Annotated in this window: 31 protein-coding genes; 11 read left to right on the forward strand and 20 right to left on the reverse strand. The window is 59.5% G+C overall.

All coding sequences use genetic code 11. The annotated features are described in order from the left end of the window. Positions 1-154 precede the first annotated feature (154 nt). Positions 155-430 (forward strand): hypothetical protein, encoded by a 276-nt coding sequence (locus tag AC0J1C_RS13405; protein WP_473044297.1) that lies wholly within the window; start codon positions 155-157, stop codon positions 428-430. 3 nt (positions 431-433) lie between these two features. Here AC0J1C_RS13405 and AC0J1C_RS13410 read toward each other — a convergent pair whose 3' ends face one another. From AC0J1C_RS13410 to AC0J1C_RS13420, 3 genes are all read right to left on the reverse strand, one after another. Beyond that, entirely contained in the window at positions 434-2,464 is a 2,031-nt protein-coding gene (locus AC0J1C_RS13410) for an alkyl/aryl-sulfatase (protein WP_473044298.1), read from the reverse strand. Positions 2,465-2,538: 74 nt separating this feature from the next. After that, a complete protein-coding gene (locus AC0J1C_RS13415; RefSeq protein WP_473044299.1) occupies positions 2,539-2,862 on the reverse strand; it encodes a hypothetical protein in 324 nt (107 codons plus the stop codon). A 219-nt stretch (positions 2,863-3,081) separates the two neighbouring features. Further along, complete coding sequence (locus AC0J1C_RS13420; protein WP_473044300.1) at positions 3,082-3,681, reverse strand: pyridoxamine 5'-phosphate oxidase family protein; 600 nt, start codon at positions 3,679-3,681, stop codon at positions 3,082-3,084. A gap of 91 nt (positions 3,682-3,772) precedes the next feature. On the opposite strand from AC0J1C_RS13420, the gene pdxR reads away from it, so the two are divergent. Beyond that, positions 3,773-5,215: a MocR-like pyridoxine biosynthesis transcription factor PdxR gene (gene pdxR, locus AC0J1C_RS13425; protein ID WP_473044301.1), complete on the forward strand. Its 1,443-nt coding sequence runs from the start codon at positions 3,773-3,775 to the stop codon at positions 5,213-5,215. Positions 5,216-5,240: 25 nt separating this feature from the next. Here the strand turns inward: pdxR and AC0J1C_RS13430 are convergent, their stop codons facing one another. Beyond that, positions 5,241-5,636 (reverse strand): DUF2784 domain-containing protein, encoded by a 396-nt coding sequence (locus tag AC0J1C_RS13430; RefSeq protein WP_473044302.1) that lies wholly within the window; start codon positions 5,634-5,636, stop codon positions 5,241-5,243. An 82-nt stretch (positions 5,637-5,718) separates the two neighbouring features. Here AC0J1C_RS13430 and AC0J1C_RS13435 point away from each other — a divergent pair, with 82 nt between their 5' ends. After that, positions 5,719-6,456 carry a maleate cis-trans isomerase family protein gene (locus AC0J1C_RS13435; RefSeq protein ID WP_473044303.1) on the forward strand — a complete coding sequence of 246 codons (738 nt, stop codon included), beginning with the start codon at positions 5,719-5,721 and terminating at the stop codon, positions 6,454-6,456. 6 nt (positions 6,457-6,462) lie between these two features. Here the strand turns inward: AC0J1C_RS13435 and AC0J1C_RS13440 are convergent, their stop codons facing one another. The 3 genes from AC0J1C_RS13440 to mtgA form a co-directional block, all read right to left on the reverse strand. Then, complete coding sequence (locus tag AC0J1C_RS13440) at positions 6,463-7,752, reverse strand: MFS transporter (RefSeq protein ID WP_473044304.1); 1,290 nt, start codon at positions 7,750-7,752, stop codon at positions 6,463-6,465. 83 nt (positions 7,753-7,835) lie between these two features. Next, positions 7,836-8,480 carry a DsbA family oxidoreductase gene (locus tag AC0J1C_RS13445; protein ID WP_473044305.1) on the reverse strand — a complete coding sequence of 215 codons (645 nt, stop codon included), beginning with the start codon at positions 8,478-8,480 and terminating at the stop codon, positions 7,836-7,838. Between the two features lie 43 nt (positions 8,481-8,523). Further along, a complete protein-coding gene (gene mtgA, locus AC0J1C_RS13450) occupies positions 8,524-9,216 on the reverse strand; it encodes a monofunctional biosynthetic peptidoglycan transglycosylase (protein ID WP_473044306.1) in 693 nt (230 codons plus the stop codon). Positions 9,217-9,329: 113 nt separating this feature from the next. Between mtgA and AC0J1C_RS13455 the strand changes: the two genes are divergently transcribed. After that, positions 9,330-9,632 (forward strand): 2OG-Fe(II) oxygenase family protein, encoded by a 303-nt coding sequence (locus AC0J1C_RS13455; RefSeq protein WP_473044307.1) that lies wholly within the window; start codon positions 9,330-9,332, stop codon positions 9,630-9,632. 14 nt (positions 9,633-9,646) lie between these two features. Here AC0J1C_RS13455 and AC0J1C_RS13460 read toward each other — a convergent pair whose 3' ends face one another. Both AC0J1C_RS13460 and AC0J1C_RS13465 read right to left on the reverse strand, forming a co-directional pair. Further along, on the reverse strand, positions 9,647-10,366 hold the full coding sequence (locus AC0J1C_RS13460; protein WP_091987302.1) for a DnaJ domain-containing protein: 720 nt from the start codon (positions 10,364-10,366) through the stop codon (positions 9,647-9,649). Positions 10,367-10,412: 46 nt separating this feature from the next. Further along, complete coding sequence (locus tag AC0J1C_RS13465; RefSeq protein ID WP_091987304.1) at positions 10,413-11,108, reverse strand: hypothetical protein; 696 nt, start codon at positions 11,106-11,108, stop codon at positions 10,413-10,415. A gap of 192 nt (positions 11,109-11,300) precedes the next feature. Here AC0J1C_RS13465 and AC0J1C_RS13470 point away from each other — a divergent pair, with 192 nt between their 5' ends. Beyond that, the gene (locus AC0J1C_RS13470) at positions 11,301-12,449 is read left to right on the forward strand and encodes a hypothetical protein (protein WP_473044308.1); all 1,149 of its coding nucleotides are present in this window, start codon (positions 11,301-11,303) and stop codon (positions 12,447-12,449) included. Between the two features lie 63 nt (positions 12,450-12,512). Here AC0J1C_RS13470 and AC0J1C_RS13475 read toward each other — a convergent pair whose 3' ends face one another. Beyond that, entirely contained in the window at positions 12,513-14,438 is a 1,926-nt protein-coding gene (locus AC0J1C_RS13475) for a CocE/NonD family hydrolase (protein WP_473044309.1), read from the reverse strand. Positions 14,439-14,554: 116 nt separating this feature from the next. Between AC0J1C_RS13475 and AC0J1C_RS13480 the strand changes: the two genes are divergently transcribed. Beyond that, on the forward strand, positions 14,555-15,424 hold the full coding sequence (locus AC0J1C_RS13480; protein ID WP_473044310.1) for a hypothetical protein: 870 nt from the start codon (positions 14,555-14,557) through the stop codon (positions 15,422-15,424). A gap of 30 nt (positions 15,425-15,454) precedes the next feature. Here AC0J1C_RS13480 and AC0J1C_RS13485 read toward each other — a convergent pair whose 3' ends face one another. The 3 genes from AC0J1C_RS13485 to AC0J1C_RS13495 form a co-directional block, all read right to left on the reverse strand. Next, on the reverse strand, positions 15,455-15,883 hold the full coding sequence (locus AC0J1C_RS13485) for an organic hydroperoxide resistance protein (RefSeq protein WP_091987313.1): 429 nt from the start codon (positions 15,881-15,883) through the stop codon (positions 15,455-15,457). An 87-nt stretch (positions 15,884-15,970) separates the two neighbouring features. Beyond that, the gene (locus AC0J1C_RS13490) at positions 15,971-16,480 is read right to left on the reverse strand and encodes a MarR family winged helix-turn-helix transcriptional regulator (protein WP_473044311.1); all 510 of its coding nucleotides are present in this window, start codon (positions 16,478-16,480) and stop codon (positions 15,971-15,973) included. Between the two features lie 96 nt (positions 16,481-16,576). Continuing rightward, the gene (locus tag AC0J1C_RS13495) at positions 16,577-17,032 is read right to left on the reverse strand and encodes a GatB/YqeY domain-containing protein (protein ID WP_473044312.1); all 456 of its coding nucleotides are present in this window, start codon (positions 17,030-17,032) and stop codon (positions 16,577-16,579) included. A gap of 188 nt (positions 17,033-17,220) precedes the next feature. Here AC0J1C_RS13495 and AC0J1C_RS13500 point away from each other — a divergent pair, with 188 nt between their 5' ends. Continuing rightward, the gene (locus AC0J1C_RS13500) at positions 17,221-17,889 is read left to right on the forward strand and encodes a glutathione S-transferase family protein (protein WP_473044313.1); all 669 of its coding nucleotides are present in this window, start codon (positions 17,221-17,223) and stop codon (positions 17,887-17,889) included. 77 nt (positions 17,890-17,966) lie between these two features. Here AC0J1C_RS13500 and AC0J1C_RS13505 read toward each other — a convergent pair whose 3' ends face one another. Next, entirely contained in the window at positions 17,967-18,344 is a 378-nt protein-coding gene (locus tag AC0J1C_RS13505; protein ID WP_091987320.1) for a nuclear transport factor 2 family protein, read from the reverse strand. A 107-nt stretch (positions 18,345-18,451) separates the two neighbouring features. Here AC0J1C_RS13505 and AC0J1C_RS13510 point away from each other — a divergent pair, with 107 nt between their 5' ends. After that, on the forward strand, positions 18,452-18,655 hold the full coding sequence (locus AC0J1C_RS13510; RefSeq protein WP_473044314.1) for a hypothetical protein: 204 nt from the start codon (positions 18,452-18,454) through the stop codon (positions 18,653-18,655). Positions 18,656-18,681: 26 nt separating this feature from the next. Here AC0J1C_RS13510 and AC0J1C_RS13515 read toward each other — a convergent pair whose 3' ends face one another. Further along, positions 18,682-18,972, reverse strand: a complete 291-nt coding sequence (locus AC0J1C_RS13515) for a type VI secretion system PAAR protein (RefSeq protein WP_473044315.1) — start codon at positions 18,970-18,972, stop codon at positions 18,682-18,684. 171 nt (positions 18,973-19,143) lie between these two features. Between AC0J1C_RS13515 and AC0J1C_RS13520 the strand changes: the two genes are divergently transcribed. Beyond that, the gene (locus tag AC0J1C_RS13520; RefSeq protein WP_091987328.1) at positions 19,144-19,347 is read left to right on the forward strand and encodes a DUF3185 family protein; all 204 of its coding nucleotides are present in this window, start codon (positions 19,144-19,146) and stop codon (positions 19,345-19,347) included. A gap of 9 nt (positions 19,348-19,356) precedes the next feature. Then, on the forward strand, positions 19,357-20,358 hold the full coding sequence (locus AC0J1C_RS13525) for an MBL fold metallo-hydrolase (RefSeq protein WP_473044316.1): 1,002 nt from the start codon (positions 19,357-19,359) through the stop codon (positions 20,356-20,358). Here AC0J1C_RS13525 and AC0J1C_RS13530 read toward each other — a convergent pair. The 3 genes from AC0J1C_RS13530 to AC0J1C_RS13540 all read right to left on the reverse strand — a co-directional run bounded on the left by AC0J1C_RS13530 (position 20,353) and on the right by AC0J1C_RS13540 (position 23,443). Beyond that, entirely contained in the window at positions 20,353-21,246 is an 894-nt protein-coding gene (locus tag AC0J1C_RS13530; protein WP_473044317.1) for a DUF4124 domain-containing protein, read from the reverse strand. The two genes, AC0J1C_RS13525 and AC0J1C_RS13530, sit on opposite strands and share 6 nt — an antisense overlap. Before the next feature lie 256 nt (positions 21,247-21,502). Then, the gene (locus AC0J1C_RS13535) at positions 21,503-22,228 is read right to left on the reverse strand and encodes a NirD/YgiW/YdeI family stress tolerance protein (protein ID WP_473044318.1); all 726 of its coding nucleotides are present in this window, start codon (positions 22,226-22,228) and stop codon (positions 21,503-21,505) included. 225 nt (positions 22,229-22,453) lie between these two features. Further along, positions 22,454-23,443 (reverse strand): aldo/keto reductase, encoded by a 990-nt coding sequence (locus tag AC0J1C_RS13540; RefSeq protein ID WP_473044319.1) that lies wholly within the window; start codon positions 23,441-23,443, stop codon positions 22,454-22,456. Between the two features lie 242 nt (positions 23,444-23,685). On the opposite strand from AC0J1C_RS13540, the gene AC0J1C_RS13545 reads away from it, so the two are divergent. After that, on the forward strand, positions 23,686-24,522 hold the full coding sequence (locus AC0J1C_RS13545) for a substrate-binding periplasmic protein (protein WP_473044320.1): 837 nt from the start codon (positions 23,686-23,688) through the stop codon (positions 24,520-24,522). Here AC0J1C_RS13545 and AC0J1C_RS13550 read toward each other — a convergent pair. Together AC0J1C_RS13550 and radD are read right to left on the reverse strand one after the other, a co-directional pair. Then, complete coding sequence (locus AC0J1C_RS13550; protein ID WP_473044321.1) at positions 24,516-24,995, reverse strand: FKBP-type peptidyl-prolyl cis-trans isomerase; 480 nt, start codon at positions 24,993-24,995, stop codon at positions 24,516-24,518. The two genes, AC0J1C_RS13545 and AC0J1C_RS13550, sit on opposite strands and share 7 nt — an antisense overlap. Before the next feature lie 51 nt (positions 24,996-25,046). After that, on the reverse strand, positions 25,047-26,822 hold the full coding sequence (gene radD / locus AC0J1C_RS13555; protein ID WP_473044322.1) for a DNA repair helicase RadD: 1,776 nt from the start codon (positions 26,820-26,822) through the stop codon (positions 25,047-25,049). Between the last annotated feature and the right edge of the window lie 166 nt (positions 26,823-26,988).

The raw sequence follows: 26,988 nt of genomic DNA on the forward strand, positions 1-26,988 counted from the left end.
TGTGCCTTAAGCATAGTTGAACGAGACTTTAAATTCTTTTCGTTTGATTGAAAGTAACGTCACTTCCAGAATGGAGGATGCAGTCAGCCATTGTCGAGCCTGGCTGCTTCGCGGCCAGCACCGCGAACCATTCACCAACTGTTGGGGCGTTACCATGCTCAAGACCACGGAACAGCGTGCAACGGCTTCCATGCATCCCCTTGCAGCGATGTGGGAACGGTACTCGAGACGCCAGCAGTTCCGCCGCATGGCGAGGCACCTGCTCAGGGAAAAGGACGACACGCTGTCGGATCTGGGCTACGACCGCCATGACCTGGAAGGCGCCCTGCGTCTGCCGATCAGCACGGATGCCATGCAATACATTGAGATGCAGCGCTCGAAGCACGCCGAGGAAGCCCGCCGCCAGCGGCGCCGGGCAACAACGGGTTAACCCTCAGGGGCTGACAAGATTAAACCGGCCTTCGGGCTTATCCAGCAGACTGAAGAATCCGATCAGATCCAGTCTGCTGCCACCAAACTGGATCTCATCACTGAACAGCAGCTCCTTCAGGCCGGCGCGGCCAATCAGCAGGTCCACGAAAAGCGGTCGAGTAACGCTGAGAGAGGTATCCGCCGGGGTATCGGCACTGGCCAGGCGATGATGCAACACCGAATTCTGCAAGGTCAGCAGATAGCTTTCCCCAAGGTCGGTAAAGGTAATCCTGACGGTGGTGTGTTCACCTTCCGCGTCCTCGGCCTTCAGGCGCACCGCCATGCTGTCAAAGAACCGTGACACCGGCGTATTGAGCAGCACCTCCCGCATCACCGCCGGCTGAATGCCCTGCTCTGGTGCACCATGGCGCAGTTCGTAGGCGCCGGTCAGGTAAAAATCCCGCCAGGGTGCGGATTCGGCCTGGTAGCCAAGCTGGTCATACACGTGCGCCAACAGGGCCTTCCCCTGGTCATTCTCTGGATCTGCGAACACCACATGATTGAGCAGCTCGGCGAGCCAACGGTAGGTGTCATGGGCTTCGGCCGGCTCCATTTCGGCCGCGGCCTGATAGTCCTCCCTGGCTCTCTCCAACACCTTGTCCGCACCGCCCATCATGTCAACGTAGCGACGGGCGGACTCGGGTTCCGGCAGCGGGTTGAGCTGGGCCGGATTGCCACTAAACCAGCCCAGGTAATACTGGTACACCGCCTTGGCGTTGTGGGAGACAGTGCCGTAGTAGCCCTGGTTGTGAAAGGTTTGGCTCAACGCCGGCGGCAGCGTGAGCCGATTCGCGATTTCCCGGGGCGTGGCGCCCTGGTTCATAAGCCGCACGGTCTGGTCGTGAATGAACTTGTAGGTGTCCCGCTGCACAGCCAGGAAATCCTGGACGTTGGCCTGCCCCCACAGCGGCCAGTGATGGCTGCCGGAATAGACCTCGGCGTCGGCAAACAGGGTCCTGGCCTCATCGATATAGCCGCTCCAGAGCCTGGCATCTCGGACTTTGGCGCCCCTCAGAGTATAGAGGTTGTGCAGGTTTCGGCTCACCAGTTCGGCGCCGCAAAACGCCCTGTGCTCTGGCAGGTAAAAGGTGAACTCGGCGGGCGCCTCGGAACCGGAGACCACTTGAAACACCATGGGCACGCCATCCACCACCAGCTCGGTACCAGTCTCGCCAATCAGATCTGTGGCCGGGGCAAATCCGAAGGTCCCGAAGGCCGGCCCCTTGCCCAGGCCGGTGCCAACGTGGCCGCGCTCATCCCGTGCCAGGCGCTTGCCATACATGAACATGGCCCGGCGGGTCATGGCCGGACCGGCAATAATGTTCTCGCTGGTAGCCTCCTCCTCAAACCCGGCCGGTGCGATGATCCGCAGATTGGCTTTCTCGTCTTCAGACAGATGCTGGAGAATGCCCTGCACGCCTCCAAAATGGTCAATGTGGCTGTGGGTGAACACAATCGCCCGCACCGGCTTTTCGCCCAGGTGCTCCCGGGCGAACAGGAAGGCTTTGCTGGCGGTTTCGCGGGCGGTGAGGGGGTCCACCAGAATCCAGCCGGTCTCACCCTCGATAATGGACATATTGGCCAGGTCGTAGCCACGGATCTGGTAGAGGCCGTTGGTCACCTTGAACAGACCGTGGATATTGTTCAGCGCGGCTTGTCGCCAGAGGCTGGGATTGACCGAACCCGGGGCATTTTCTCCATCCTCATCAATAAAGCTGTAGTCCGGCATGTTCCAGACTTCATCACCCTCCAAATGATCAATAACAAGATCCGGATCCCGGGCAATCAGTCCACGCCGCGCGTTCTCGAAATCGTCGCGGTTGTCGAAGGGTCGCTGAGCAAGCACCTGCTGATTGGCCCGGACGGTGGAGGCGGTGGGCGCAGTGTGTCCGGAAATGTTGGCTCCGGAAGAATCGAAACCGGAATCGCACCCCGTCATGACGAGTGCAATACCCATCAGAAGAACAAGAAGAAACTGTCGGGACATCGGCATATGGGGAAACCTTATCGGTCTATTGTTGTTGATTGCCCCGAGTTTATTTCAGAGCGGCCATGAATCTGCGCAAGTCAGCCAAAATACTCCTGAATCCAATCGAACAGTTTGTTAGTCGTCATATCGGCGAGCGCCAACTGCTGAAAGTCATTCCCTACCTCATCCTCGATGGTCACAAACTGGTACAGAAGCACGCCCGGTTGTTCATCATGAAGTATCAGCGTAATCCTTCGGCGGGTGCGCAGGCAGTCAATGGTCATCACATCTGCCGGTATACCGGCATCACGCATGCCACGGCGAACCTCCACTACCGGATTGACGTGCTGGTGGGTTGCCTGGATGCGGGCATGGGCATCGCTGGCAATGTCGGACAGGGTTTTCAGGGGATCTTCAGACATTGGGCTCGAGTCGCTCCGGGTGTTGTCATGTTTAACCGATCAGGTTACCAGAGAATGAGCAATCCTTAAGCGAAATCAGACTCTCCCGAGAGTAGCCTGCGCCCGAATCGATCAATGCCGAGGGTTAAACAATATGATCAACATGCTGGCCGGAAATCTCTATTATCCCGTTGCTATCATCGTGAGCACCGCTCTGCTACTGGCCGCTGAGAACCGTCGTCAGCCGGCTGGCAACGTCCCGTGCCAGACCGGCAACCCCAGATCCTCCGGATCGTCAGTCGGACCGCCGGTACGGCTTTTGAATGCCCCTTCTTCAATCGGTATCCGGAACAACGCCGTTGCCTTTCGCTCTTTGTCATTCGGCGCCCTGACCTGGTCCCAACGCCCTGGCTCTATCTGGTTGATGATCGCTCGGAACGCGGCATCAAACGCGTCATCGTCATTTACCGACTCTGCCCGACCAAAAAGCACCAGTGACTCGTAGTTGGCGCTGTGATGGAACGCAGATTTGGTCAGCACCCATTCGTTGGTTACCGCAAACGAAATGCACAGCAGCGCGCCAGAGGCCAGTTGCCTGGACAGTCGCCCACCATTCAGCGTGTGCAGATAGAGGTCATCATCAAGACGCCACACGGTAATCGGGATACTTCGTGGCTCGCCATCCTCCACGAAACCAACGTGGGCGGTTTTCAACCGGTCAATCAGGGCGTAGGCACTTTGCCGGTCGTAGCGGGCCCGTTTTGCGGCGCGCTGCACCTGGCTGCGAGGGCAGGTTCTTAGCGGTGAATTCGTCATCCTGGGTATATCCGTCGTGGTCATCGTCAACTCCTACACTCTTCTGAAAACAGAAAACTCCTGCTTATTGAAGGCGATCTCTGATACCATCAAAAGATCCAGATTGTGACTTTTGATGGAACCAGTTGCCGTGATTGATGACCTCCGGCTCGATAGCTCACAGCCACTCCAGCACCAGCTTTACCAGAGGCTGTCCGAGCGCATCCTTGATCGGCGTTACCCGCCGGGGCGGCAACTGCCCTCCAGCCGGCAGATGGCGGCGGATCTGGGAATCAGTCGCAACACTGTGAACGCCGTTTACGAACAGCTCAAAGCCGAAGGCTTCCTGCAGAGCCGGCCTGGCAAAGGAGTTTTCGTTCACCGGGACATACGGGCCGCCATCAAACCCGCCGGCGATGGTCTTGCGCAACCACTGAACCGGGGTATGGCCCTGCCCTCACTGCCGGAGCTACCCCGTGCGCGCTCGACCCGGGAGGAAGACGCCAACCTGCCCTTCCAGCCGGGCCTGCCAGATCTTGATGCCTTCCCCATCCGCAGCTGGAACCGCATCCTGCACCATCAGGAAAGCCGTCGTTCACTGCGCGGCTACGACAGTATCCAGGGCTACCAGCCCCTGAGGCGGGCCATTGCCAGCTACCTGCGTACCTCCCGGGGCGTGCGCTGCGAGGAGCACCAGGTGATGATCACCCAGGGCGCCCAGCAGGCGCTGTCGCTCATCGCCGAGGTGTTCCTGCGGCCCGGCGACCATATCCTGTGTGAAAACCCCGGTTACCGGGGGGCCCGCAACGCGCTGGGTCGCTTCGGCCATCCCCTGCGTCCCATCCCCCTCAAGAACCAGGTGCTGGATGTCGACGCCCTACCCGGCCTCGGTGCCGCCCGGCTGCTGTTCTGCACGCCCACGCACCAGTACCCCATGGGCGGGATTCTCGATCTTTCCCAGCGTATGGCGCTGGTCCAGTGGGCGCAGCAAAACGACTGCTGGATCATCGAGGACGATTACGACAGCGAGTTCCACTTCTTCAACAAACCCTTCGCTGCGATTCAGGGCCTGTTCGAAAACGCCCCGGTACTGTACATGGGCAGCTTCAGCAAAACCTTACTGCCAGCCCTGCGCGTAGGTTATCTTGTGGTGCCGGAGGAAGTGGTTGAGCCGATGCTCTGGGCGAAGCAGATCAGCGGCGGCGAATCGCCCCTGCTTGTGCAGGCCGCCATTGCCGAGTTTATCGACAGTGGCCAGTTCACCCGCCACCTGAGGCGGATGCGGCAGCTGTACCGGGGCAAGTGGCAACACTTCCAGCAAGCCATTACCGGCCGGCTTGGCGACAGCGTGCGACCAATTGCCGAAAGCGCGGGCATGCATCTGGTACTGGAAGGAGATTTTGACGACATGGCTCTGAGCCAGTGGCTTCGGAAACAGGGATTCGGCAGCACGCCCCTCAGCGCCCATTTTATTGGAGAGAACGCCCGAACCGGTCTGGTGATGGGGTTTGCCAGCGCCAGCGAGCGAGAGATAACCGCCTGCGTGGACGTTTTGCACAGAGGGCTGACAGCAGCATGAGCCCAGGGGCGGAGCACCTGGCCGCCTATCGACGCCCCGGCCTGACCACAAACCAGCTGGCCAGCACCAGGGCCCCGAAAACGGTGTAGGCAAGGATAAACACCCAGTCCGGCGCACTGTAATACAGAATGGATTGCAGCCAGTGCTGGATGAACGAGCCCTCGTAGCCGGCCTGGCCGGCCTTTGCCCGCAGCGCCATTTCCCAGGAGGTAAGCGGGCAGATCACCCCGAGCCAGGATTGCAGAACAACCACGCCAATCACCAGGAGGTGCGCCAACCGGAACCAGACGTTGCGCACCCAGTGCCACCCTAGAAAATAACCCACGAACGTGGCTACCAGACCGAGAATGACAAACGCGACCAGCAAGGTGTGAAGTACCAGCAGGGCATCGGCAAAAATCAGGAACCACTGGTTATCCATCGGCGGTCTCCAGAGACTGCATTGCCCCCAGTTTTTGTCTATTGTGGGGACAGGTCAACCCATGTCAGCGAGGGCGCGAACGATGAACCGCACGGCACCTCCCGCCAGACTCGGCTTTCTCTATCCCGGCCACGCGGCCGAGGACGACTATCCGCTGATGGCCAACATGATAGAGCCGCCCGCCGAGATTAACCTCGTTCATACGCAGTTTGTTGAAGACGCCCATACCGTCGAGGCGCTGAGCGAGATGGGCAGCGTCTGTCGCCTGGCTGAAGGCGCGGCGGCCTTGGCAGGCTCCGGGATTGAATCGGTGATGTGGACGTCCACCAGCGCCAGTTTCGTGCTCGGCCTTGAAGGCATTCGACAGCAGATCGATACCCTGGAGAAAACCCTGGGCGTGCCGGCATCGACCACGGCCATGGCCTTCGCCCGGGCTACCAAGTCGCTTGACGCCACCCGGGTGGCCATTGCCGCCACCTACCCGGAGGACGTTGCCCAGCGATTCCTGGATTTTCTGCGGCACTTCGATATTGAGGTGGAGCACATGGCAAGCCGGGGTATTGTAACCGCGGCCGAGGTCGGTCACCTGGGGAAGGCCGACGTGATCGACTTTGCGGTAGCCAATACCAGGGCGGAGGCCGAGGCACTGCTGATTCCGGATACTGCCCTGCATTCGGCCGCCTGGCTTGAAGATCTCGAGCGTGCGTGCGGAATGCCGGTGTTGACGGCCAATCAGGTCAGTTTCTGGGAAGCCCTGCGCCTCTGCGGCAAGCTCACGCCACAAGCCAGGATGGGGCGACTGTTTGAATCCATCCCCTGAACGTGCTTAATCCGGGGTCTTCTCTTCCGTTGCTGGCACCTTGAGCATCAGCACAAAGCCGATCAGCAGGAACACCAGAATGGTGCTCATGCCCCAGCGCTGGCTGTCGGTCATTGCGGTCACCCAACCCACCAGCAAGGGACCGGCAAACGCCGTGGCCTTGCCGGAGAAGGCAAACAGGCCGAACATCTGGGTTTGCAGATGCGGTGGCGCCACGCGCGCCAGATGGGAACGACTGGCCGATTGCAGCGGACCCACGAAAATACCCAGGATCATGCCCCACACCCAGAAGGCGGTTGAGCTCTCTACCACGAGAATGGCCAGGGCACTGCTGCCGAGGCCAACCAGCGCTAGCAGGATGGTGTTGCGTCCACCCAGGGCGTCATCAATCCAAGCGAAGCCCAGGGCCCCGAGGCCCGCCGTAACGTTCAGGGCAATGGCGAACTGCAGCACCTCGGTCGGGCTCATGTTGAAGGTGCCGGCCGCGTAGACGCCACCAAAAGTAAAAATGGTCGCCAACCCGTCGGTGTACAGCATTCGGGCAATCAGGAATCGCACAATATCGCGGTACTGGCGTACGTGGGCGATGGACTCTTTGAGCTGGGCAAAACCGGCACGAGTGGCAGCCGCCAGGCCCAGTCCCGTTTTCGGGCGGTCCGGTATGAACAGGAAGGCGGGCAGTGAGAACACCAGGTACCAGATGGCCACCAGCACAAAGGTGGCACGAACGTGTTCCGCGGTGTCACGATCCAGCCCAAAAAGCGCGGTATCGGCTTCTATAAAGCCGTACAGGGCAATCACCAGGCTGGCGATCCCGCCCACGTAGCCTAGTCCCCAGGCCCAACCCGACCAGCGCCCGGAGCGCTCCGGCCTGGCCAGATCCGGCAGCATGGCGTTGTAGAAGATAAACGCGAACTCGGCGCCCAGGGTGCCAAGCCCCACCCAGAACGCAGCCTTCCAGAACTGGTTGGTCTCCGGCATTACCGTCCAGAGCATGGCCGAGGACAGCACACACAGCAGTGTAAAACTGATCAGCCAGGGCTTGCGGCGCCCGGACTGATCGGCAATGGCCCCGAGAATCGGCGCCAGAATGGCGATGAACACGCCGGAGATACCAACAATATTGCCCCAGGCGTTGGTGCCTGCCACCTCGTCCTGTACCACCGACGTGCTGAAGTACTGGGCAAACACGAACGTGAGGATGATCGTGAAGAAGGCGCTGTTGGCCCAGTCATACACTGCCCAGGACCAGAGCGCGCGCTTGTTTTCCGGGGCTGTGTGGCTGTGCGGTGGCATGTTCGACTCGGCTCCTTATCAATGCGGGGGCGTCCGTGCAGTGATTGTCACCGTTATGCCGCCAAATGCCCAGCCAAACGCGATTACGAGTTGGTGACAATTTCCTCAAACGCCTGCACCAGCGTCTCGGGCTCCTGGGCTCCGGAAATCAGATATTTCCCGTTTACGATGAACGCGGGCACCGCCGAGACACCAGCCTGCTGATAGGTGGCTTCGTCCTTGCGGACCACATCGGCGTATTCATCACCCCGGAGAATCTCGCCAGCCCGGTCCGTATCCAGGCCAACTTGTTCGACACAGCGCAGCAGCACCGAGTGCTCAGACACGTCCTCCGCCCGGCCGAAATACGCCTCGAACAGCGCCTGTTTCATTTCCGTTGCCCGGCCCTGCTCGTCAGCCCATTTCACCAGCCGATGGGCGTCGAAGGTATTGCAGGTAAATCGCTGCTGCATTTGCTCAAAGTTCAGGCCCAGATCCCGGGCGATGGTCATCATCTGATCCTGGTTGGCCCGCATGTCCTCCTCGCTGCGGCCATACTTCCGGGCCAGTGCCGGGAGAATGGGTTCACCCTGGCCTTCATGGTCCGGGTTCAATTCGAAGGCATGCCAGGCGACCGAAAACGCGTACTTGTCCGCCACTTTCGCCATGGCCTGCTCCAGCCGGGCGTAGCCAATGGCACACCAGGGGCAGGCGATATCGGAAACGATGTCAATTCGGATGTCTGTCATAAGAACCACCTGTCTTTCTGCATGTCAGAAACGTGAACGCTACTCATAAGTTCGCAAGATAGCCCCGGCCCAGTTGCGTCATCTGCCCGAGGATCCAGTCAACACGGTCCTGTACGTAGGATGAGGGCGAGCGGACGCTCAGCACTTTGGGGTTAGGCAACACCGCCGCCAGGCTTGCGGCCTCGTAGGCCGAAAGGCTCCGGGCGGACTTGCCAAAATACGCACGACTGGCGGCCTCGACACCGTATATCCCCGGCCCGAATTCGGCGATATTGAGGTACACCTCCAGCACTCTCTGTTTCGGCCAAAACGCATCAATGACCAGCGCGAGCCCTGCTTCAAGGCCCTTGCGGACAAAACTCCGGTCGTTCCAGAGAAACAGGTTTTTCGCCGTCTGCTGGGTAATCGTGCTGGCGCCGCGAAGCCCCTCGCCGGCCCGATACTCGGAGACTGCCTGGCGAATGGCTCGAAAATCGACGCCCCAATGCTCCGGAAAACGCTGATCCTCACTCGCGACGACGGCCAAAGGCATCCAGGGCGAGATCTCCGACAGTGGCACCCACTGCTGGGCGATGGGACTTCCATCTCCCTGCACCTGATAAGCCACCATAAATGCCGACGTGGGCGGATTAACGAACCGGAACAGCAGAATCACCAACACGCACAGGGCGATAAGGGCTGCCACGGCGACCGACACCCAGCGCAAAAGCTGCATTCCAACCGACTTCCTGGCCATTAAAGTGCTGTCGCCTCCCGGCCTGAAAGGTACCGACTTTGGACACCAGCCAGCCTGATCCGGCAAACTGAGAACCTCCGGCAACCAAGCGCACACCCGACGAGAGTCCTGCTATGCCCGCAAAGGTAAAAACGCGGATCCTGTTCCGCTCGAAACGCCTGAACGTCTATCTGGTTCGCTACCCGCAGGGTCATAGGGTGGTCCCGCATGTGGACATGGTTGCCGAAGGCCGTTTGTACAAGCTCAATCTGATTCTCATCAAACCCAGAGCAGGCGGCGACTTTCTCTGTGAGCGCAACCTGTTCAATCTACGAGGCAGAGCCTACCTCTTTCGCCCCGACCTGTACCAGCATCAGGTTTCACGCATCGAGAAAGGCAATCGCTGGCTACTGAGTTTTGCCCTGACCACGCCCTGACAACCGGCCGGGCGCTACCCCAACAGGCACTCCTTCGCCTCGTTGATGCGGGCCGCCAGGTAGTTACTGCCGCCATGGTCAGGGTGCACCTTTTGCATCATCCGCCGATGAGCCTTGATGATCTCATCCCGGCTGGCGCCCGGCTCTAACCCCAAAATATCCAGAGCCTCGCTCTCGGTAAGCGGCCCGCCGGCGCTACCGGCCCGGCCCGATTCCTGGTCCTCAGTCTGGTCATCGGCGCGCCATGAATCGCCAAATCGACGATCCAGATACGTCTCCAGTAAACGGGCGGAATCTTCGTCATTGGCCCGGCAATATCGGAGCAGTTCAAGAAATTCCTGTTCGCTCAGGTTGTCCAGCTCCCGACCTTCCATTGGCCCCTTGATAACACGGCCACTCATGGTGCCGCTGTCATGATCCAGGCTCATTTCCAGAATCTCACCCGACACCCGGGACTGGTTGCCGGCACTCGCCCTTGTACCTCCACCGGCGGTATTGCCAGACATCAGACCGCCCAGCAGCGAGGGCAGCAGGCGCCTCAACAGTGGGTAAAGGAAAGCAAGAAAAGCAAACAGAAAATGCAGTCGACCCGTCACCGCAAGTACCAGAAGAATGAGAGTGCCAACCAGGAGGGCCAGTTTGAGGATTGCCTGGGGACGCTGAGCGGGCGGCTGGTTTCTCAGCCAGACAAAGGCCACAACGGCGGCAACAATGACGATGAACGTTAACGGCACCAATACACTCCGGGCCCGCCGGCCCAACTGAAACGGTTCAACTCGATTAGCGAATCTGCTGCGTCAGGCGTTTCACTTCCGCAGAACTGCGACTGGAAAAGTCCTGAAGGGCTTTCGCTCCCCCGGAGGCATAGACCGCAACTGCTGCCATAAGATCCTTCAGAACCTGGGGACTGTTGCGATCAAAAGGCGCATAGGCGCCACCGGAGAGTTTGCTCACCTGCTGGAACACAGCCTTGGCATGGGCATCGTGCCCCTCGTGGAACATAAACACTGGCGTTCGAAGCAGACCGAGCTCACCGGCACAATGACAAAGCTCGTCCACCGGTTCTTCGCAGCAGTCGCCGATAAACACCACTGCTTTCACTGGCCTGGCCCGGGTTTCGCGGACAGCATGGGCCAGAACCCGGCCGATCTGGGTACGCCCACCCAGGCAGGAAACGCCATTCATCAGATTTAACAACTGGCCGGTTTCGGTCACAAATGTCGTCGCCTTGAATTCGCCGAACCCCCGGTAGTAAGCCAACTGGATAGCCAGACCGCCAAGGTCCCGGGTGGCCATGAACAGCTCGCTTTGCAAATGGCAGGCCTGATCCCAGGTCGCCTCGCGACTCGCCGTGGCATCCAATGCAAAAATCAGCCGGCCCTGCCCTCCGCCCTGTTTTGGCAGGGTGCGGACCTCATTGATGAACTGGTCGATGGCTTGCTTATCGGACCGGGTTCGAACCTGCTTATCTGACATGACACTGCCCCACGAAAACGCAGCCTTGCTCAAAGGTTAGGGTAAGCCCGGCTACCAATACAAACCGACAAATTTCCAATGTTTTCAAGCTCTAAAAATGGCTGACCGTTCACTTTTACCACTCGAAAGGTCTGTTATGTTGGCCTTCGGGCTGCTCGCCCGATCACACAACAACAAAACAGGTTTGCAACTATGCTCAGGACATATCGATCCCTGTTGTCAGCGCTTCTGGCAGCACTACTGCTCATGCCGTTATCGGCCCATGCAGTCGGGGATACCCTTGATTATGGTCTCTACTGGTTCGATGGCAATAACCAGTCGGTTAAAGCCGTAGAGGCCGATGGCACTGTCAATAACGTTCCCCGCCGCTTTTACGACCCGTCCAAACCCACCATAGTTCACTTCCATGGCTGGCAACCCGGCTCCGCGACGCGCGGCGATGGCTATGATCGGGAGGATTTTCGCTTCGTATGGGGTAACGAAGATGTGATTACCTCAACGGCCTGGAAGAACAAGGGCTGGAACATCGCCTATTTCTACTGGGACCAGTTCGCCGATGAATCCGAGGTCAAGGATGCCGAGGCCAAGATGTGGAGCGCGAACGGACCCCGCGGCATGCGCTATCGCCTGAGCGATGGCAGCTACAGCACTCAGTATTCGCCGAACAAATCGGTTGGACAGATTGCCTTTGAACAGGTAACCGCGGCCCTGGCAGGCAACACCTCCTACTACGTTCGCTTCTCCGGGCACTCCCTGGGTAACCAGCTGGCAACTATCGTGGCGATGAAAATCAGCGATGCGATCTATGCCGGTACCGCCGGAACCAACGTGATGGTGGATCGTCTGGAACTGCTTGACCCTTTCTGGTCCCAGGATGGCAAGGGCTATCTGGGTGATGCCAATGGTGACGGCGCCAATGACTGGGTTGGAGAGCGCACGCGCTGGACGATTCAGGAACTGATCCAACGCCACAACACCCCGGTCACCTGGTACAAGTCCTCCGGCATCCAGGATGTCTGGATCGGTGACAAGAATACCGAGCTTGAGGGTATTGTTACCTTCATCCATAACCGTTTCTGGTACCTGGCGTCCGCCGATTACCTGAACAAACATAACCACGTGGTGCCCTGGTACTTCCGCTCCATGGCGTCTGCTGCGCCGGAAGAAGTCACCATTAACTGGTGGGGAGGCAGAACGCTCACCGGGCAGAACGCCGCCAGCGCATCCACCGATGACGGCAGAATCAACGCCATGATGGGCGATCAGTACCATTGGGATCAGGTCGAAGGCCGTTACACCGCCGACCCGGTGGACGACCAGTTTGAACGGAAAAACTACTGAGTGAGCCATAGGCGGGCGCCAGAAGCGGGCGCCCGCCACATCAACCTCGTCAATCGTCCGGTGTCAGAGCATCGGATCAAGGCTTCCTTCCAGAATCGGCAACTGCACGGCACCCGCCAGGTTCACGAAAGGCACCAGCGCATCCCGGGACCAGCTTGCCGGGTACTGCGGGTGGAAACCGTAAACCAACAGCGCTACCTCATCGCCGGGGGCCAGTGCCTCGGCAATTCCGACCAGCTCCACCGTGGCGTCGGTCTTCAGGCCGCGCACAGGTTTGATCTGATCATCAATCAGTTGCCAGCGACTCTCGCCCTCACCCCGTTTGCCGAGGCCGATGAAGACTATGGGGTCGCAGCCGGGCGCAAAGGGATCAAGCTCTGCTTCGCACGAAGACCGGCCCGCAAGATCGGACACCGTCACCATGGCCGTGGGAATGCCACCCAGCGTGGCACCGCCCTCTCCTGCCCGCCCCAGAACCAGGGCGGCCGGTGGCTGTGTTGCGGTAGCGGCCGCTTCATAGCCGGAGGCAACCGGTGTTGCGGTAGCAAAGGTGCGCTCAACGGCAAACTCACCTTGCAGAAGCCCGCCGTCTGACGCTGGGGCCGGGAACGCGTCCATGGGCACGCGCACGGCCTTGCCATCTTCGAGGGAAAGACACACCTCGGAATCGGTACCTTCGAAAGAAGACGCGAGCGGCCGCCCCATCAGGTGGTGTTCCAGCCAGTTCAGGGTGGCGTCAGAAATGGAGAGCTCTCCGCAGGCAAATTGTCCGCCAGCAGCCTGGAACCCCGGGAGCTCCAGCAAATCGGCGGTGGGATCGACATACTCGCCGGGCTGCGCTTCCTCGGGCGGCTCTACAGGAAGAATGTGGCCGGTTTCGTGGGTCAGCAGACGAACATCGCCGCCGCTTGCGCGCAGGCACTCGAAATTGCGCCAGGCCTCATTGAAGTTGAACAGGGTGTCCCGCATGCCCTGGGTCAGCAGTACGTCGATCTTTTTGAAAGGCGCCGGAGGAACATCGTAGGCCGGCGGATTGATCTGGTAACTCAGCAGCTCCGGATTCTCCGGGACCGACACCGGCTCACCCGAGCAGCGGTAGGCCGGGCTGTGATAGTAGAAGAAATCCAGACCGGTTTCGGGGAACCGGTTCATCGTGGCGCCCTGGGCCAGGGTTTCACGAATGATCGGGTCCAGGCCATCGTTGCCCTGGCCGGTCGACCCATTCTCGCCGCCCACCACGAGGAACAGATCCCAGCCGGTCTTGATCACGTTACCGGGGTTGAGACTGTAACGAAGATCATGCCAGGTGATGTCCGGCACCAACGCATCCAGCCGCTGACGAGGGTCCAGGCCCTGAAGCAAAAGCTGGTAACCACCACCGTAACTGCCACCGATGGCACCTGCCACCAGGTTCGGATTCAGCTCAGCGGACAGGTCTGGTTCGTTCCGGTAGCGCAGATAGTCGAGATTGGCCTCGGCCCAGTCCAGAATCTGGATAAGATCCTCACCCTCGAATTCCGGATCCATCACCCGAACGGTGCCGGAGCTCTCACCAAAGCCTCGCTGGTCAATGGAAATCACCACAAAGCCGGCGTCCCGATAATTCTGGAAACCCTCGGTGGTCCGGGAACCGCCAAAGCCGTGGCCATGCAGCACCAGCGGGTGGCCTTGCCGGCAATCGAGAGTGCCGGACGGCTCCAGAACCTGGAAGGTAATGGTTTCCCCGCTGGCCGAAGGCAGCGACACCGGATAGCTCGCGCCTCCTTCAACAGGCGTTTCGCCGTTGCAGGACACGGGCGGCGGAGTGACACACTGAGGCCTCGCGCCGTTACCAGGGTTGTCGCAGGCCTGGCCCGGGGCCTCAGCCGAGGCTTCAGCACCCGGCGATGCGTCCTCGGCGGAGCCGCCACCGCAGCCCATTAAAACCAGGGAAAGTGCCAAGCACGTCGACAGGGCGAGCCCTGCGTTATGGGATTTAGTTTCAGGCATTGTTATTGTCCTTGTTATGTTTGGGATAACTCGACAACAAGCAACGGAAGCGACGCTAGAAATGTTCCGCCTGAGCCGGAATAAGGCCTGAAAGGACAATTCAGGGAGGCAGCCCTGTGATTCACAAACCATGCGCCAGCGCCCACAGGCAGTACCCGCCGGGCTTACTGATGTTTCGATGCCTGCTGCTGGCAGGACTCGGCCTGTGTACACCGGTGCAGGCAGCTACCTCCACCGAATTGTTCTATCAGCAGTGGCAGCCCTATAACTGGCCAGGGCAAGCCCCCGCCGCAACGGAAGTGACCCGCTCCCAGCGCGGCATCCGCTGGCAAACAGACACCGCGAGTGGCGCCACCACCGTGCAATACGATTACCAGCCCCTGCGCATTCGCACCGGCCAACCGGCACACAATGGCCACCTGCACCGAGTCACCGTCGGCGGCTCTTGGCAACAGGGGCCCTATCGAGTACAGGGGCGAGCTGGCCTGGCCGGCACTTCCAATATGTTCAAGGAGCAGGATTTCCACAGGAAGGTGGCCAACGGCCGACTGGCGCTGTTTCGGGCAATCAGCGATGACGCCAGGTTGAGCCTGGGTGTCGGTGGTGATCACCGGTTTGGCTCTTTCCGCTGGCTTCCGCGAGTGCGGTGGGCGCATGCCAATGATCAGGGCCACTGGCTACTGGATCTGCCTGTTCTTGCGCAGTGGAAAAGTCCTGACAGGCTCTGGACGGTGAGCTTTCGAAGAGTGGGTGATCGCTGGGCGACCCTGGATCGGGCGCGGGAGGTGGAAAGCGCTCTGTATCTGAGGGAATGGCGGGCGGAAGTGAGCTATCGTATTCTCGCGGGAGCCGGCGCCTGGCCCGATCTGGTGTTGGGTCTTGGCGCCAGTGTGGACACCCGTGTCCGGTACCGGGACCTGGACACGGGAACCCGCGACCTACACCTGGGCGAGACCCTGCTGGGCAGTATCACGCTCCACTGGTAGGTTTCCGTTAGATGAGGGCCTGATCAGACCTCAGGCAACCCGCTTGAGGGTCACATCGATGTTGCCACGGGTGGCGTTGGAATAGGGGCAAACCTTGTGGGCTTCATCGATCAGCTTCTTTGCCTCAGCGTCGTCCATGCCTGGCAGGCTGATGCGCAGCTCCACTTCAATCCCGAAACCGGCAGGAATCTGGCCGATGCCCACAACGCCTTCGATGGACGCATCTTCAGGCATTTTCAGCTTGTCGCGACCGGCCACAAACTTCATGGCGCCGATGAAGCACGCGGAGTAGCCGGCGGCGAACAACTGCTCGGGGTTGGTGCCCTTGCCGCCAGCGCCACCGAGTTCTTTCGGCGTGGTCAACTCGACATCGAGGATGCCGTCTGAGGAAATGGCACGGCCATCCCGGCCACCGGTTGCTTCTGCGGATGCGCGATACAGTACTTGCTCAATAGACATAACACGTTCCTCTCTTACTTGCTTGCTCACTTGCTCAGGCCTGCGTGGCCTGGCGTGGGTTTGCTTGCTTCTCTGGAGAACGCCTTCTCAGGCGCTCTCCTCCAGTTGATTGTCCAGCTTGCTGTGCAGGCGGTTGCGCAGGGCAAGGAGCTGGTTCTTGAGATCCTCCAGTTCCGCCAGTGAACAGCCCGCTGCGGTCGCTACCTGCTCCGGGATCTGGCCCGCCTCTGCTTTCAGGGCACGGCCCTCTTCGGTCAGGCGAACGATCACCTGTCGCTCATCCTCGGGAGAGCGCTGGCGAATCAGCAATCCGCGCGCTTCCAGCCGCTTGATCAGTGGCGTGAGGGTGCCGTAGTCCAGATAGAGTCGTTCCTTCAAACCGGAAACCCGGATGCCGTCACGCTCCCACAGCACCAGCATGACCAGATACTGGGGATAGGTCAGGTCAAGCTTCGACAACATCGGCTTGTAAAGCTTGGTCATCGCCAGAGACGCCGAATACAGCGCAAAACACATCTGCCGATCGAGTGTCAGCAGGTCGTCTGGCGGCGCCGAAAAGTGCCTGGTTTTCGGATCTCGGGTTTCAGAATTCGGCATATTAATCGCTCACGATTACCTTGTGCACGATTTAAATTAGCGCAGCGCATGGAGATTTGCAACCCCGGCGGACTCATCCACCGGGACAACTCACCCTCACCCGGCGAGAGCGGAACGCACCTTCTTGCTCAGGTGGCCCATGTCAACGCGCCCGAGCACCTGGGGTTTCAACTCATTCATGACCTTCCCCATGTCCTGCATGCCCTGGGCGTCGGTGGCGCTGATGGCCAGACGGATCAAGCCATCCAGATCATCCTCGCTGAGTGCAGCCGGCATGAATTCCTCGATGATCACCATTTCCGCACGCTCCTTGTCGCCCAGCTCCTCGCGGCCGGCAGCGTCATACTGGCTGGCCGCATCGCGACGCTGCTTGAGCATCTTGTCCAGCACCTTCAGAACGTCCTCGTCATCCAGCTCGCGGCGCTCATCGATCTCGATCTGCTTGACCGCCGACTGGGCCATCCGCAGGGTCACAAGGCGCGTCTTGTCCTTGTTCCGCATCGCTTCCTTCACTGCATTGTTCAACTTTTCCTTAAGGGGTGGTGCCGTCATGGTTTTCCTCCTGTTCATCGGCTTGCATGGGGTTTATGGGGGCAAAAGTGGAAGAATGCAAAGGGGCTTCCTTTCACCGAAGAGCCTGGCCTGTACAATGCGGCCTTTCTTGCGGCCCGGAGTGAACCAAAAGCCGTTTTTCGGACTACCTTCCACACCACCCGAACCAAATGCACAGGGAGTTGCCCATGATTACTGTCCACCACCTGAACAATTCACGCTCGCAGCGTATCCTCTGGATGCTCGAAGAGTTGGGCGTACCCTATGAAATCCAGCGCTACGAGCGCGATCCCAAAACCATGCTGGCACCAGCAAGCCTGAAAAAGGTCCACCCGCTCGGCAAATCCCCGGTGATCACCGATGGCGACCTGGTGGTGGCTGAATCCGGCGCCATCATTGAGTACCTGGCACACACCTACGGCAAGGACACCATGCTGCCCGAGGCCGGTGGCCAGGCATGGCTGGATTACACCTATTGGCTGCACTACGCCGAAGGCTCACTGATGCCGCCCCTGGTGATGCGCCTGGTGTTCGAGAAGGTCAAGACCAGCCCCATGCCATTCTTTGTCAAGCCAATTGCCAAGGGCATTTCCGACAAGACCAACGAAATCTTCATCGGACCGATGATCAAGACCCACCTGGATTTCGTGGAAAACCACCTGGCTGATAACACCTGGTTCCTGGGGGATAACCTCAGTGCAGCGGATATCCAGATGAGTTTTCCGCTGGAGGCCTCCGTGGCCCGGGGCATCGTTGGCAAGGGACGTCCACACATCACCGACTGGGTCCAGAGGATCCACGCCAGACCTGCCTATCAGAGGGCACTTGAGAAAGGTGGGGATTACGACTTCGCCTGAAGTAAAGCCACACAAATAGCCAGTGCGCGGGCTGGAGACAGCTCCGGGCACTGGCAGCACTGCATCTGAGGGTTGAATCAGTTTGCCGGTGGCAGACTCCCACCCAGCATGTTCTCTACAACCGCCGCATTGTAGAAGGTTTCCATCACCTGAATCCGGCCCTCCCGGACCCGAAACCAGATGGCCAAACGAACATCCCCGATCGGCTCGAAATAGGTGCGGTAATCGAGGATCGCAAACACATGCTCGCCATCGGCGCTGAGCTGACGCAGAACCAGGTCCTTCTGGATGGCGAACATGCCGAACTGGTACCCCAGCATGTCCTCCCGGCTCAGGAAACGCATGTTCGGGCCGACATACTCAAAGCCCTCATCCGCGAGCAGGTCCTTGGCTTCATCCAGACGCTGCGCACGGATATTCTCGATAAACTGAGCCACAATGTCCTTGGGCGTCATTGGCATTCTCCCTGATCAGGAGCGGGCGCTCTCGCACGCCAGCCGCTCCTTGCTTGCGGGGTGTTACGACCGAACCATACGATCCATGCTAGCCGAGGAGGTCACCCATGGAAACTGCCAACATTATCCTGGCGCTGATTTTCGGGTGCATCGGCCTGGCCTATTTCATGTACGGTCGGCGCCAGAAGCACATGGTGGCCCGTTACTGTGGCATTGGCATGGCCCTCTATCCCTACCTGGCCGGCAGTCCCTGGGAAATGCTGGCCGTCGGGTTGGTACTGATGCTGGTGCCGAGGTTTGTGGAGGTTTGACGGCCAGATGGAAACCCGGCCAATGATCAGTCGCCAATCACCACGCTGCCGCTGCCAATCGTCACGCCACCGCAGGAGATGGCCCCGCCGGTCACTGCAGCGGGAATACCATTGATCAGCACCGTGCCGGAGCCTGCGGCAATGCTGCGTGGATGGGGCGGATGCTTGGGTTTGGAGTGCGGGGCGAGAGGATCGCCAACACGGGCAACGGGCTTGCCATCAATCAGAACATCGGGTGAACCGGCTATCACCGGGGTAGGCGGAAAGCCCTCGTGATCGGTCCCCAGATCACCTAACAGCACAACGCTCTTACTCATCGTCCTACTCCTTCATTCCTTGAAGAATCGTTCCTTTGGACGGGCGTCTCCCGTCCGTGTTTTGCAGGCCCATGTTAAACAAACCGCCTGTCATTTACGAGGTTAATCGCCGATACTGTCCGGCAAAAGTCCATCCAGACGCGTTGCAAAATCCGCAAAAAGGAGATGTACATGGCAAGCTCGAAGTTGGTCGGTATCGTGTTATTGGTGGTCGGAATCGGGTTGCTCTATTTCGGCTACCAGTCAACGCAGTCGATCGGGAATCAGTTGACCGAAACCGTCACCGGCCGATTTACCGACGAAACCATGTGGTACCTGATCGGTGGCGCTGCCGCGGCCGCAGCAGGCGCTTTTCTGACGTTCTTCAGGAAATAATCCCACTCCATGCCCGTAGACCGTCATCGCCTTGCTGACCTCTCCTCGCAAGCGCGGAGCCACGGGGGCCGATACCGGAACCTGGAGCCGGTGCCACGCCATGGATTAGGCGACTTCCTGCGCTGGCAGTTGGCGCCTGGCCGCCGGTTTCCGAAGGGTAAACGCTACACGCTGTTACGACCAGACGGGCATTTGCTGATGAATCCGCCGGCCCGGCCTCAGTTGGTCTGGCTCGGGCATGCTTCCTTCCTTTTCCAGTATCGCGGCCTGAACCTGCTTACCGATCCGGTGTTGTCAGACCGGGCCAGCCCATTCCAGTTGGTGGGTCCGAAGCGGTACACGCCGCCAGCCCTGACAGTGGCCGACATGCCCGATATTGATCTGGTGCTGATCTCCCACAACCACTACGACCACTTGGACGAACCCACGGTGCGTCAGCTCTATCGCCGCTTCGGCGACCGCCTGTGCTTCTGCATTCCCTCGGGTCTGCGGGGCTGGTTCGAGAAACGGGGAATCCAGAACCTGATGGAACTGGGCTGGTGGCAATCGCAAGTTCTGGCTGATAACCAGGAAATCTTCTGTCTTCCGGCCCAGCATTTCAGCGGCCGAACCCCGACCGACACCAACAGCTCGCTCTGGTGCAGCTGGCTTCTGGACATTGACGGCTTCCGGTTGTACTTCGCTGGTGACACCGGCTACGGCCGGCTTTTCCGGACAGTCGGCGAGCTGTTCTCGCCGATCGACCTCGCCCTGCTTCCGATCGGCGCCTACGACCCGCGCTGGTTTATGGCGCCAGTACACGTGGCGCCGGAAGAGGCCGTCAGCATTCACCAGGATATCGGCGCACGCCAGTCGGTGGCCATGCACTGGGGAACCTTCGTGCTCACGGATGAGCCCATGGACGAACCTCCACGCCGGCTCAGGGCGGCCCTGGAGCGACAGGGCCTGAATCAATCAGAGTTCCGGGTAATGCAGCATGGGGAAGTCTGGTCGCCGCCTCTCACGCTATAGGCGAACAATCCCCTCGCCCTGATCATGCAGCCAGCGCCGCCAGTCCAGGCCCAGCATGGTGACGCCGCCGAGGTAATTATCGTCCACCAGGTAATAGGACAGGGTACGATCCCCCCGGTTGAAGTTGTGCATCAGCCGCACCACGAAATTGCGGCGGGTGGGTTTGGAAAGCAGGAAATACACAAACTGGCCCGACTGGGCCCTAAGGCTGCTGCGGCCCGAAAAATCGGCGTGGCGCCACTGGTTGCTGGGCAGCTTCAAAAACTTGTCGATATCCGTCAATACACCCTGATCCCGAGCCTGCGCAACCACCCAGCGGTTTTCTTCGTGGCGCTCGAAATACAATCCCGAAGCGTCACGCTCTATGGTCTCCATCTGCTCGGCCAAGCCCTCGTTTAACCAGGCCGGGGCGTAAGGAACGATGGTATCTAGCACCGCATGACTGACTTCATGTTTGATGGTCTGGAAGGTCAGCTCCCGGCTTTCCCGCAGATAAACTACGATCTGGTGTTCAGACGGTATGTAAAGGCCATAGGAAGCCACCGCCATACCCTGGTTCCGGCGGGTGAGGTAAGTCCGGTACGCATTACTGTCCCTGAGAATCAGAATATTGACCGGCACCGTGCGATTCATGTCGAAGGACAGCACCCGATCAAAGAACTCGTAGACGTTGTTCACCCCTGCCACGATCTGCTGGCGTTCGTCGTCGCTCAGGTCTGCCCCGGGTGACCGGACATCAATCTCAAACGGGGACCAGTCGGAAGCCACCGGTTTTACTTGCACTTCCTCCTGCTCGAGGCGATGGTCCTGCCGGTCGCTGAAATGGACCTGACCGTTCTCATCCACCCATTTGTAGATCTTGGCGGAACCGGGCCCGGCAAGAACCATGAGCATTCCAAAAACAACGGCGGTGTGTGCGAACGTCCCTGACCCACTGATCACTGCAATCTCCTGCTATCCCTTTTGTGATAACGCTACCAGGCCTGCGGTTGAACCTGAAAGAGTTCAGTGCCTGCATCATAGCCTGAATAAGGGCGTTCTACTCCGTTGTTCCTGAGGCAGGTCATCGTTGAATGACGAGAACAGAAGATATACAGAAAGGAAGGATTGAGGCCAGTGAGAACTGGCCTCAGGCCAGTTCCTTTTACAGAACCGGTTTGGGGAGCGTGACCGGAGCACCAGGGTCGATGGGTGTATCGCCGCCGACACGGTCTTCACCCAAGGGCGAAGTGGCGCGAATGATGATGGAATCGGCCACGATCTTGCGAAGCTCGAACAGGCTGCTGCGTGCCTTGCCAGTGACGGTAACATAATCACCGGTCTTGAGAGTCAGGTTTCTCAGCCCGGGCCGATCGAGTGGATCAAATTCAAGCGTGGAGGTATCAACGGTCAGCTCACGCTCGCCGGTATCAATGGTGAACACCGGGCCATCTATGCTTTCAACGTGGCCACTGATAGAAAACTCCCCAGTCTTGATCGGATCGTGGGGCGAAAGGTCCATGCTGGTCATGGCCTCTTCATCACCCGAGCTGCCATAAAACTCAATGCCGAGGTTCTCAACATAAACGCTTTTGGCCTCGATTTTTGCGCTGTCGTAGGTGTCATTATCGACACGGCCACGAACTTTCACCTTGTCGCCTTGCCGGAGGTCCGGCGGGTATTGGGTCGGGCTCCAGTTGTCGAGCTCAACACGAACGGTGCCACCACCGTAATCCAGTACGAAGCTGTCGGGCGCTTCCGCCTCTGCAACCTCACCGCTGAGCGTAATCCAGGAACCGTCCGGCGCCTGGGCTGCGGCATTAGCAGCCATCGCCGGCATTGAGAAAAACACCATCAAGGCAAAGGAACTTGCGAGAATGCGTGTAATCATCGCGGATTCTCCTTGTCGTTTCCCGGTGACTTGGGACGTTTGTAAAAAACGCCTATAGACATACCTGTTGATGATTCCCCGTAATTCAACGCCTCGGTCGCCGGCACTGTCGGTTTGGCCTTTCATAACAAATCAGGACATGTCCACTAAAAAGCCCCTGCCCGAACTCACCCGTGGGCGAGCCGGAGCAGGGGCCAGATTTGTTGGCAGAGGCCAGTCGGTGCTTTACCGGGTCGGCGGCGCCATGAATTCGGGACCTACCGGGTCTTTAATGCACCGGGACAGAATGTCATCAATGGCCGCCATCGCCTCTTGATCCAGCGACCAGCCTTCGATGTCACTCACCGGGTCGAGCTGTTCCGGCTTTCTCGCGCCCCAGAGCGCAGTGGTCACGCCGGGCTGATCCACCAGCCAGCGCAGGGCCAGCGCCAGAACGTTCTTTTGGTAACGCTCCCTGGCGAAGGCATCCAGCTCGGCTACGGCCTTCAGATATTGCTGGTAGCGATCGCCCTTGAACTTGGGATCGTGCTTGCGCAGGTCGTCGCCGGTGAACTGGGTGTCCTCGCGCATCTTGCCGGTCAGCAGACCGCGGCAGAGTCCGCCGTAAGTGATGGTGGCAATGCCATGCTCACGGCAGTAGGGCAGGATGTCCTGCTCGATCTCGCGCTCGAAGAGGTTATAGGGTGGCTGCAGGCTGTGCAGTGGAACAGTTTTCTGCAACTCGTCCATCTGCGCGGGTGTGAAATTACTTACGCCAATGGCACGAATCTTCCCGGCCTTGTAGAGCTTCTCAAGTGCCCTCGCCGTCTCCTCCATAGGCGTCTTGGCATCCGGCCAGTGTACCTGGTAGATGTCGATATGGTCGGTCTGGAGGCGTTTCAGGGAGTCTTCCACCTCGCGCTCAATGCGGGCCGCAGTGGCGTCCCTCCAGACCTTTTTGTGCTCGTCGTCCCAGTTGAGTGCCACTTTGGTAGCCAGAGCCACCTGATCCCGACGGCCGCCGGCAAGGGCCTTGCCTACGATTTCCTCGGAACGACCGAAGCCGTATACCGGTGCGGTGTCGATCAGACCAATGCCCTTGTCGATGGCCCGATGAATTGTATCGATGGACTGGGCTTCGTCGGTTCCGCCCCACATCCAGCCGCCAATGGCCCAGGTGCCGAGGCCAACCGGGGTTACCTGGATGTCGGTGTTGGCAAATGATCGCTTTTCCATGGTACCTCTCGTCGTTCTGAAAACCGCCCCAATGGGTGCGGAGTGATGAGTGGTTTACCTCACTGACATGCGAGGGCAATTGCCCGATTTCAACCCCGTTGGGCAGAACACTGGCCGCTATTTTCAGAGGCCCGGGCTTTCGTTTTGTTACAGAAATACTTTGTCAGGCCGGATATTCTTGAACCACTATAGCCAAGACCGTTGTGAGAGTTGGCCGGATGCCCCGGATACAGGATTGGTGAATGCTCTGGATTGACCGTTTTGGTGGAATGTTTCTGGTTGGAGTGCTGTTACTCAGTCCACTCTCCAGCGCTGCGGCGCGAGGCGAGTCGATCACCGTGCTGACCGAGCACTCGCCTCCAGGGGAATATATTGACGACCAAGGCCGCGTGACCGGACCAACCGCGGAACTCGTGCGCGAATTGTTGCAACGGGTTGGGCACACCGGGAAGATCTCGCTGCTCCCCTGGGCCCGGGGCTACATGTTGGCCCGCCGGGGGCCCGACGTCGCATTGTTTGAAACCACTCGCACGGAATTGCGGGAAAATCAGTTCAAATGGGTAGGCCCCATCAAGCGCATCACAGGTGGCCTCTTTGTGCGCACCGAGGATGATGTTTCCCTCACGAGCCTGGAGGATGCGCGCAACCTTGATGCCGTCTGCGTCTACCGCGGCAGCTCGGGCGGCCAGGCCCTGAACGCAATGGGTTTCACCAACCTGGAAGAACCGACCCACTCTGCCCAGTGCCTAGACATGCTCATGCATGGCCGGGTAGATGCCTGGATGACCAGCGATATCGCGCGCGTACCCCTATTTGCCGAAACGCCCTACTCCGAGAACGAAGTAAGACTGGCCTACGCTACCTCCACGAAATACCTCTACATAGCGCTGTCACTGGACGTTCCGGATTCAACGGTCGCACTCTGGCAGGACACCCTGGACCAGATGAAACTGGATGGCACGCTTGCCAGATACTATCGCGGCACCTACCCCGATGACATGATCGAAGCGTTGAGTCAGCCGGAGTATCCCGATGTTCAGTGGGCCGGGCCAACCGGTAACGCAACTTACCCTCAGTGATGCCCGCCCGGCCCGTGGGCGTGGCCGTGTGCGAGCTCTTCGGCATCCGCCGCGCGGACTTCAATGATCTCGAGATCGAAAGTGAGCGTTCGGCCAGCCATCGGATGGTTGGTGTCGACATCGGCAAACTTGTGGCCAACCTTGGCAACCACTACGTGGCGGCGGCCCTGTTCGGTTTGCACCTGGGCGATCATGCCTGGCTTCCAGCGCCGGGCGCCCACCAGGTGTTTGATAGGCACGCGCTGGATCGCATTCTCCTTGCGCGGACCATAAGCCTTGTCTGGTGTGACGGTCACACTGAAGGTGTCACCTGCCTCGCGGCCCTCGAGGGCTTCTTCAAGCCCTTTGATAATGCCTCCGTGGCCATGCAAATAGGCGTTGGGGTGACCGCCGTGGGAGTCTTCAACAACGTTGCCCTGTTCATCACGAACGCTGTAATGGAACAGGACAACCTGGTTCTTTTCGATGGGCATAGAATTACCTGCTGAGATTTGATTTCCCGCCATTATATCTGGCGCCGGTCCTTACATCTCGTTTGCTTTCCGATACGCCCCTTGATAATCAAAGATCCGTTCCTGCACCTGCCAGTAGTGCTTGTGCCTTCGGGCAATCACGAAATCCGGGGCCGGCAACCCGGCCTGAACCGCCAGCACGTCCTCTACCGTGTTGAAGGTTCTCGGGGCCTGGCTGTTGGCAAACCGGCGACCGAAAAGCCGATTGAACACCGCCCGCTGCCCGGCCCTGCCCAGATCAAACCACTCGCTGAGCTCTTCGCCATCCTCACCGTGATAGGTCAGATTCAACCTGCGGCCGTCGGCAGCTACCGACACGCCGCCACATCGGATCACCATGGCGTCCTTGAGCTTCAGGGCATCCCTCAGCTGGTCGTCCGGATCCAGGATGGTTTTCTGGCAGTGGCCGCAGTTACGGGCGGCAATGTCGTTTTCGCCGCCACAGTGCGGGCACTCCTTGAAGCGAAACCGGAAGTCGCACTGCTGTGGGCGACGCCCCCGCCCGCTACCTTCGCCACCCTCCGGCGGCTCCAACAAACCCTGGCATCGGCGCCCATAGTGCTCAAGCACCTGGCCGTCACTGTCGGTCTTGCCCCAGAAAATATTGGCAAACCCGCAGTCGGGGCAGAACACCTGCACCGGCTCGCTGTCGGGGTTGGGTTTCGGCTCACCTACCTCCGGATGGTGCAGGTTCATGTGGTTGCCGGCGTAATCAATCACCAGGCAATCACGCTTACCTTCGCTCAGCCGTAGCCCGCGCCCGACAATCTGCTGGTACAGGCTGACCGACTGCGTGGGCCGGAGAATGGCAATGAAGTCTACATGGGGTGCATCGAAGCCCGTGGTGAGCACGGACACATTCACCAGGAATTTCAGCTGCCGCTGCTTGAAACGCTGGATCAGCGCATCCCGGTCTCTCAGGTCGGTGGCGCCGGTGATGAGGCCGGTTTCCGATTCTGGCAGGTAGCCCGTGATCTCCCGGGCGTGCTCCACCGTGGCCGCGAAAATCATTACGCCTTGGCGCCCGGCCGCCAGCTCCCTCACCTGCTCGATGATGGCGCGAGTCACCCGTTTGTGTTTGCTGAGCAACTGATTCACATCCTTCTCGGCGTATTCGCCAAAGCGGTCCGGGGCGAGCGCGGAGAAGTCGTATTGGGCCACCGCCGCGTTAACCAGCTCGGGCTTGGTGAGATACCCGCGATTGATCATGTAGCTCAGTGGCAGTTCGTAAATGCAGTGCTGGAAGGGCTTGGCCTGCTCTTCTGTGCCGCGCACAAAGCCTCGATAGTGATAACGATAGATCCAGCCCATGGCGAGGCGATAGGGCGTGGCAGTGAGCCCCAGCACCTTGAGGGACTCGTTCTGCTGGCGCAGCAATTCTATGATCCGATGGTACTGGCTGGTGTCCTCACCGCTCACCCGGTGGCACTCATCGATGATCACCAGGGAATACTCATCCCGGAATTCATCCAGGTTGGCCGAGACCGACTGAACGCTGGCGAAGGTCACCTGATGATGGTTTTCCTTGCGTTTGAGCCCAGCGGAGAAAATGCCACCTCGAAGGCCATAGCTCTCGTATTTGGCGTGGTTCTGCTCCACCAGCTCTTTCACGTGAGTGAGCACCAGAATCTTGCGACGGGCAAGGCGGGCCAGCTCGGCAATCACCAGGCTCTTGCCGGCGCCGGTGGGCAGCACAATAACCGCCGATTCATCGGAGTGGCGGAAATGGTTCAGCGTGGCGTCAACGGCTTCTTGCTGGTAGGGACGCAGTTGGAAAGTTGGATTCATTTCGGCAGCGAACGGACGCTCCAGGAAGTATGTGTGCGACGAGGATAAGCCCCCACTCTGCTCAAAGCCAACTCGAGCGGGGCTCTGGAAATCGCCCGCCCCCTCAAAATGTCCGCGAAAATAGATCAACCCGGGAGCAGGGCTGGGCGATGCCCTGGTCCCGACC

The sequence above is a fragment of the Marinobacter sp. E2 genome (assembly GCF_055755345.1).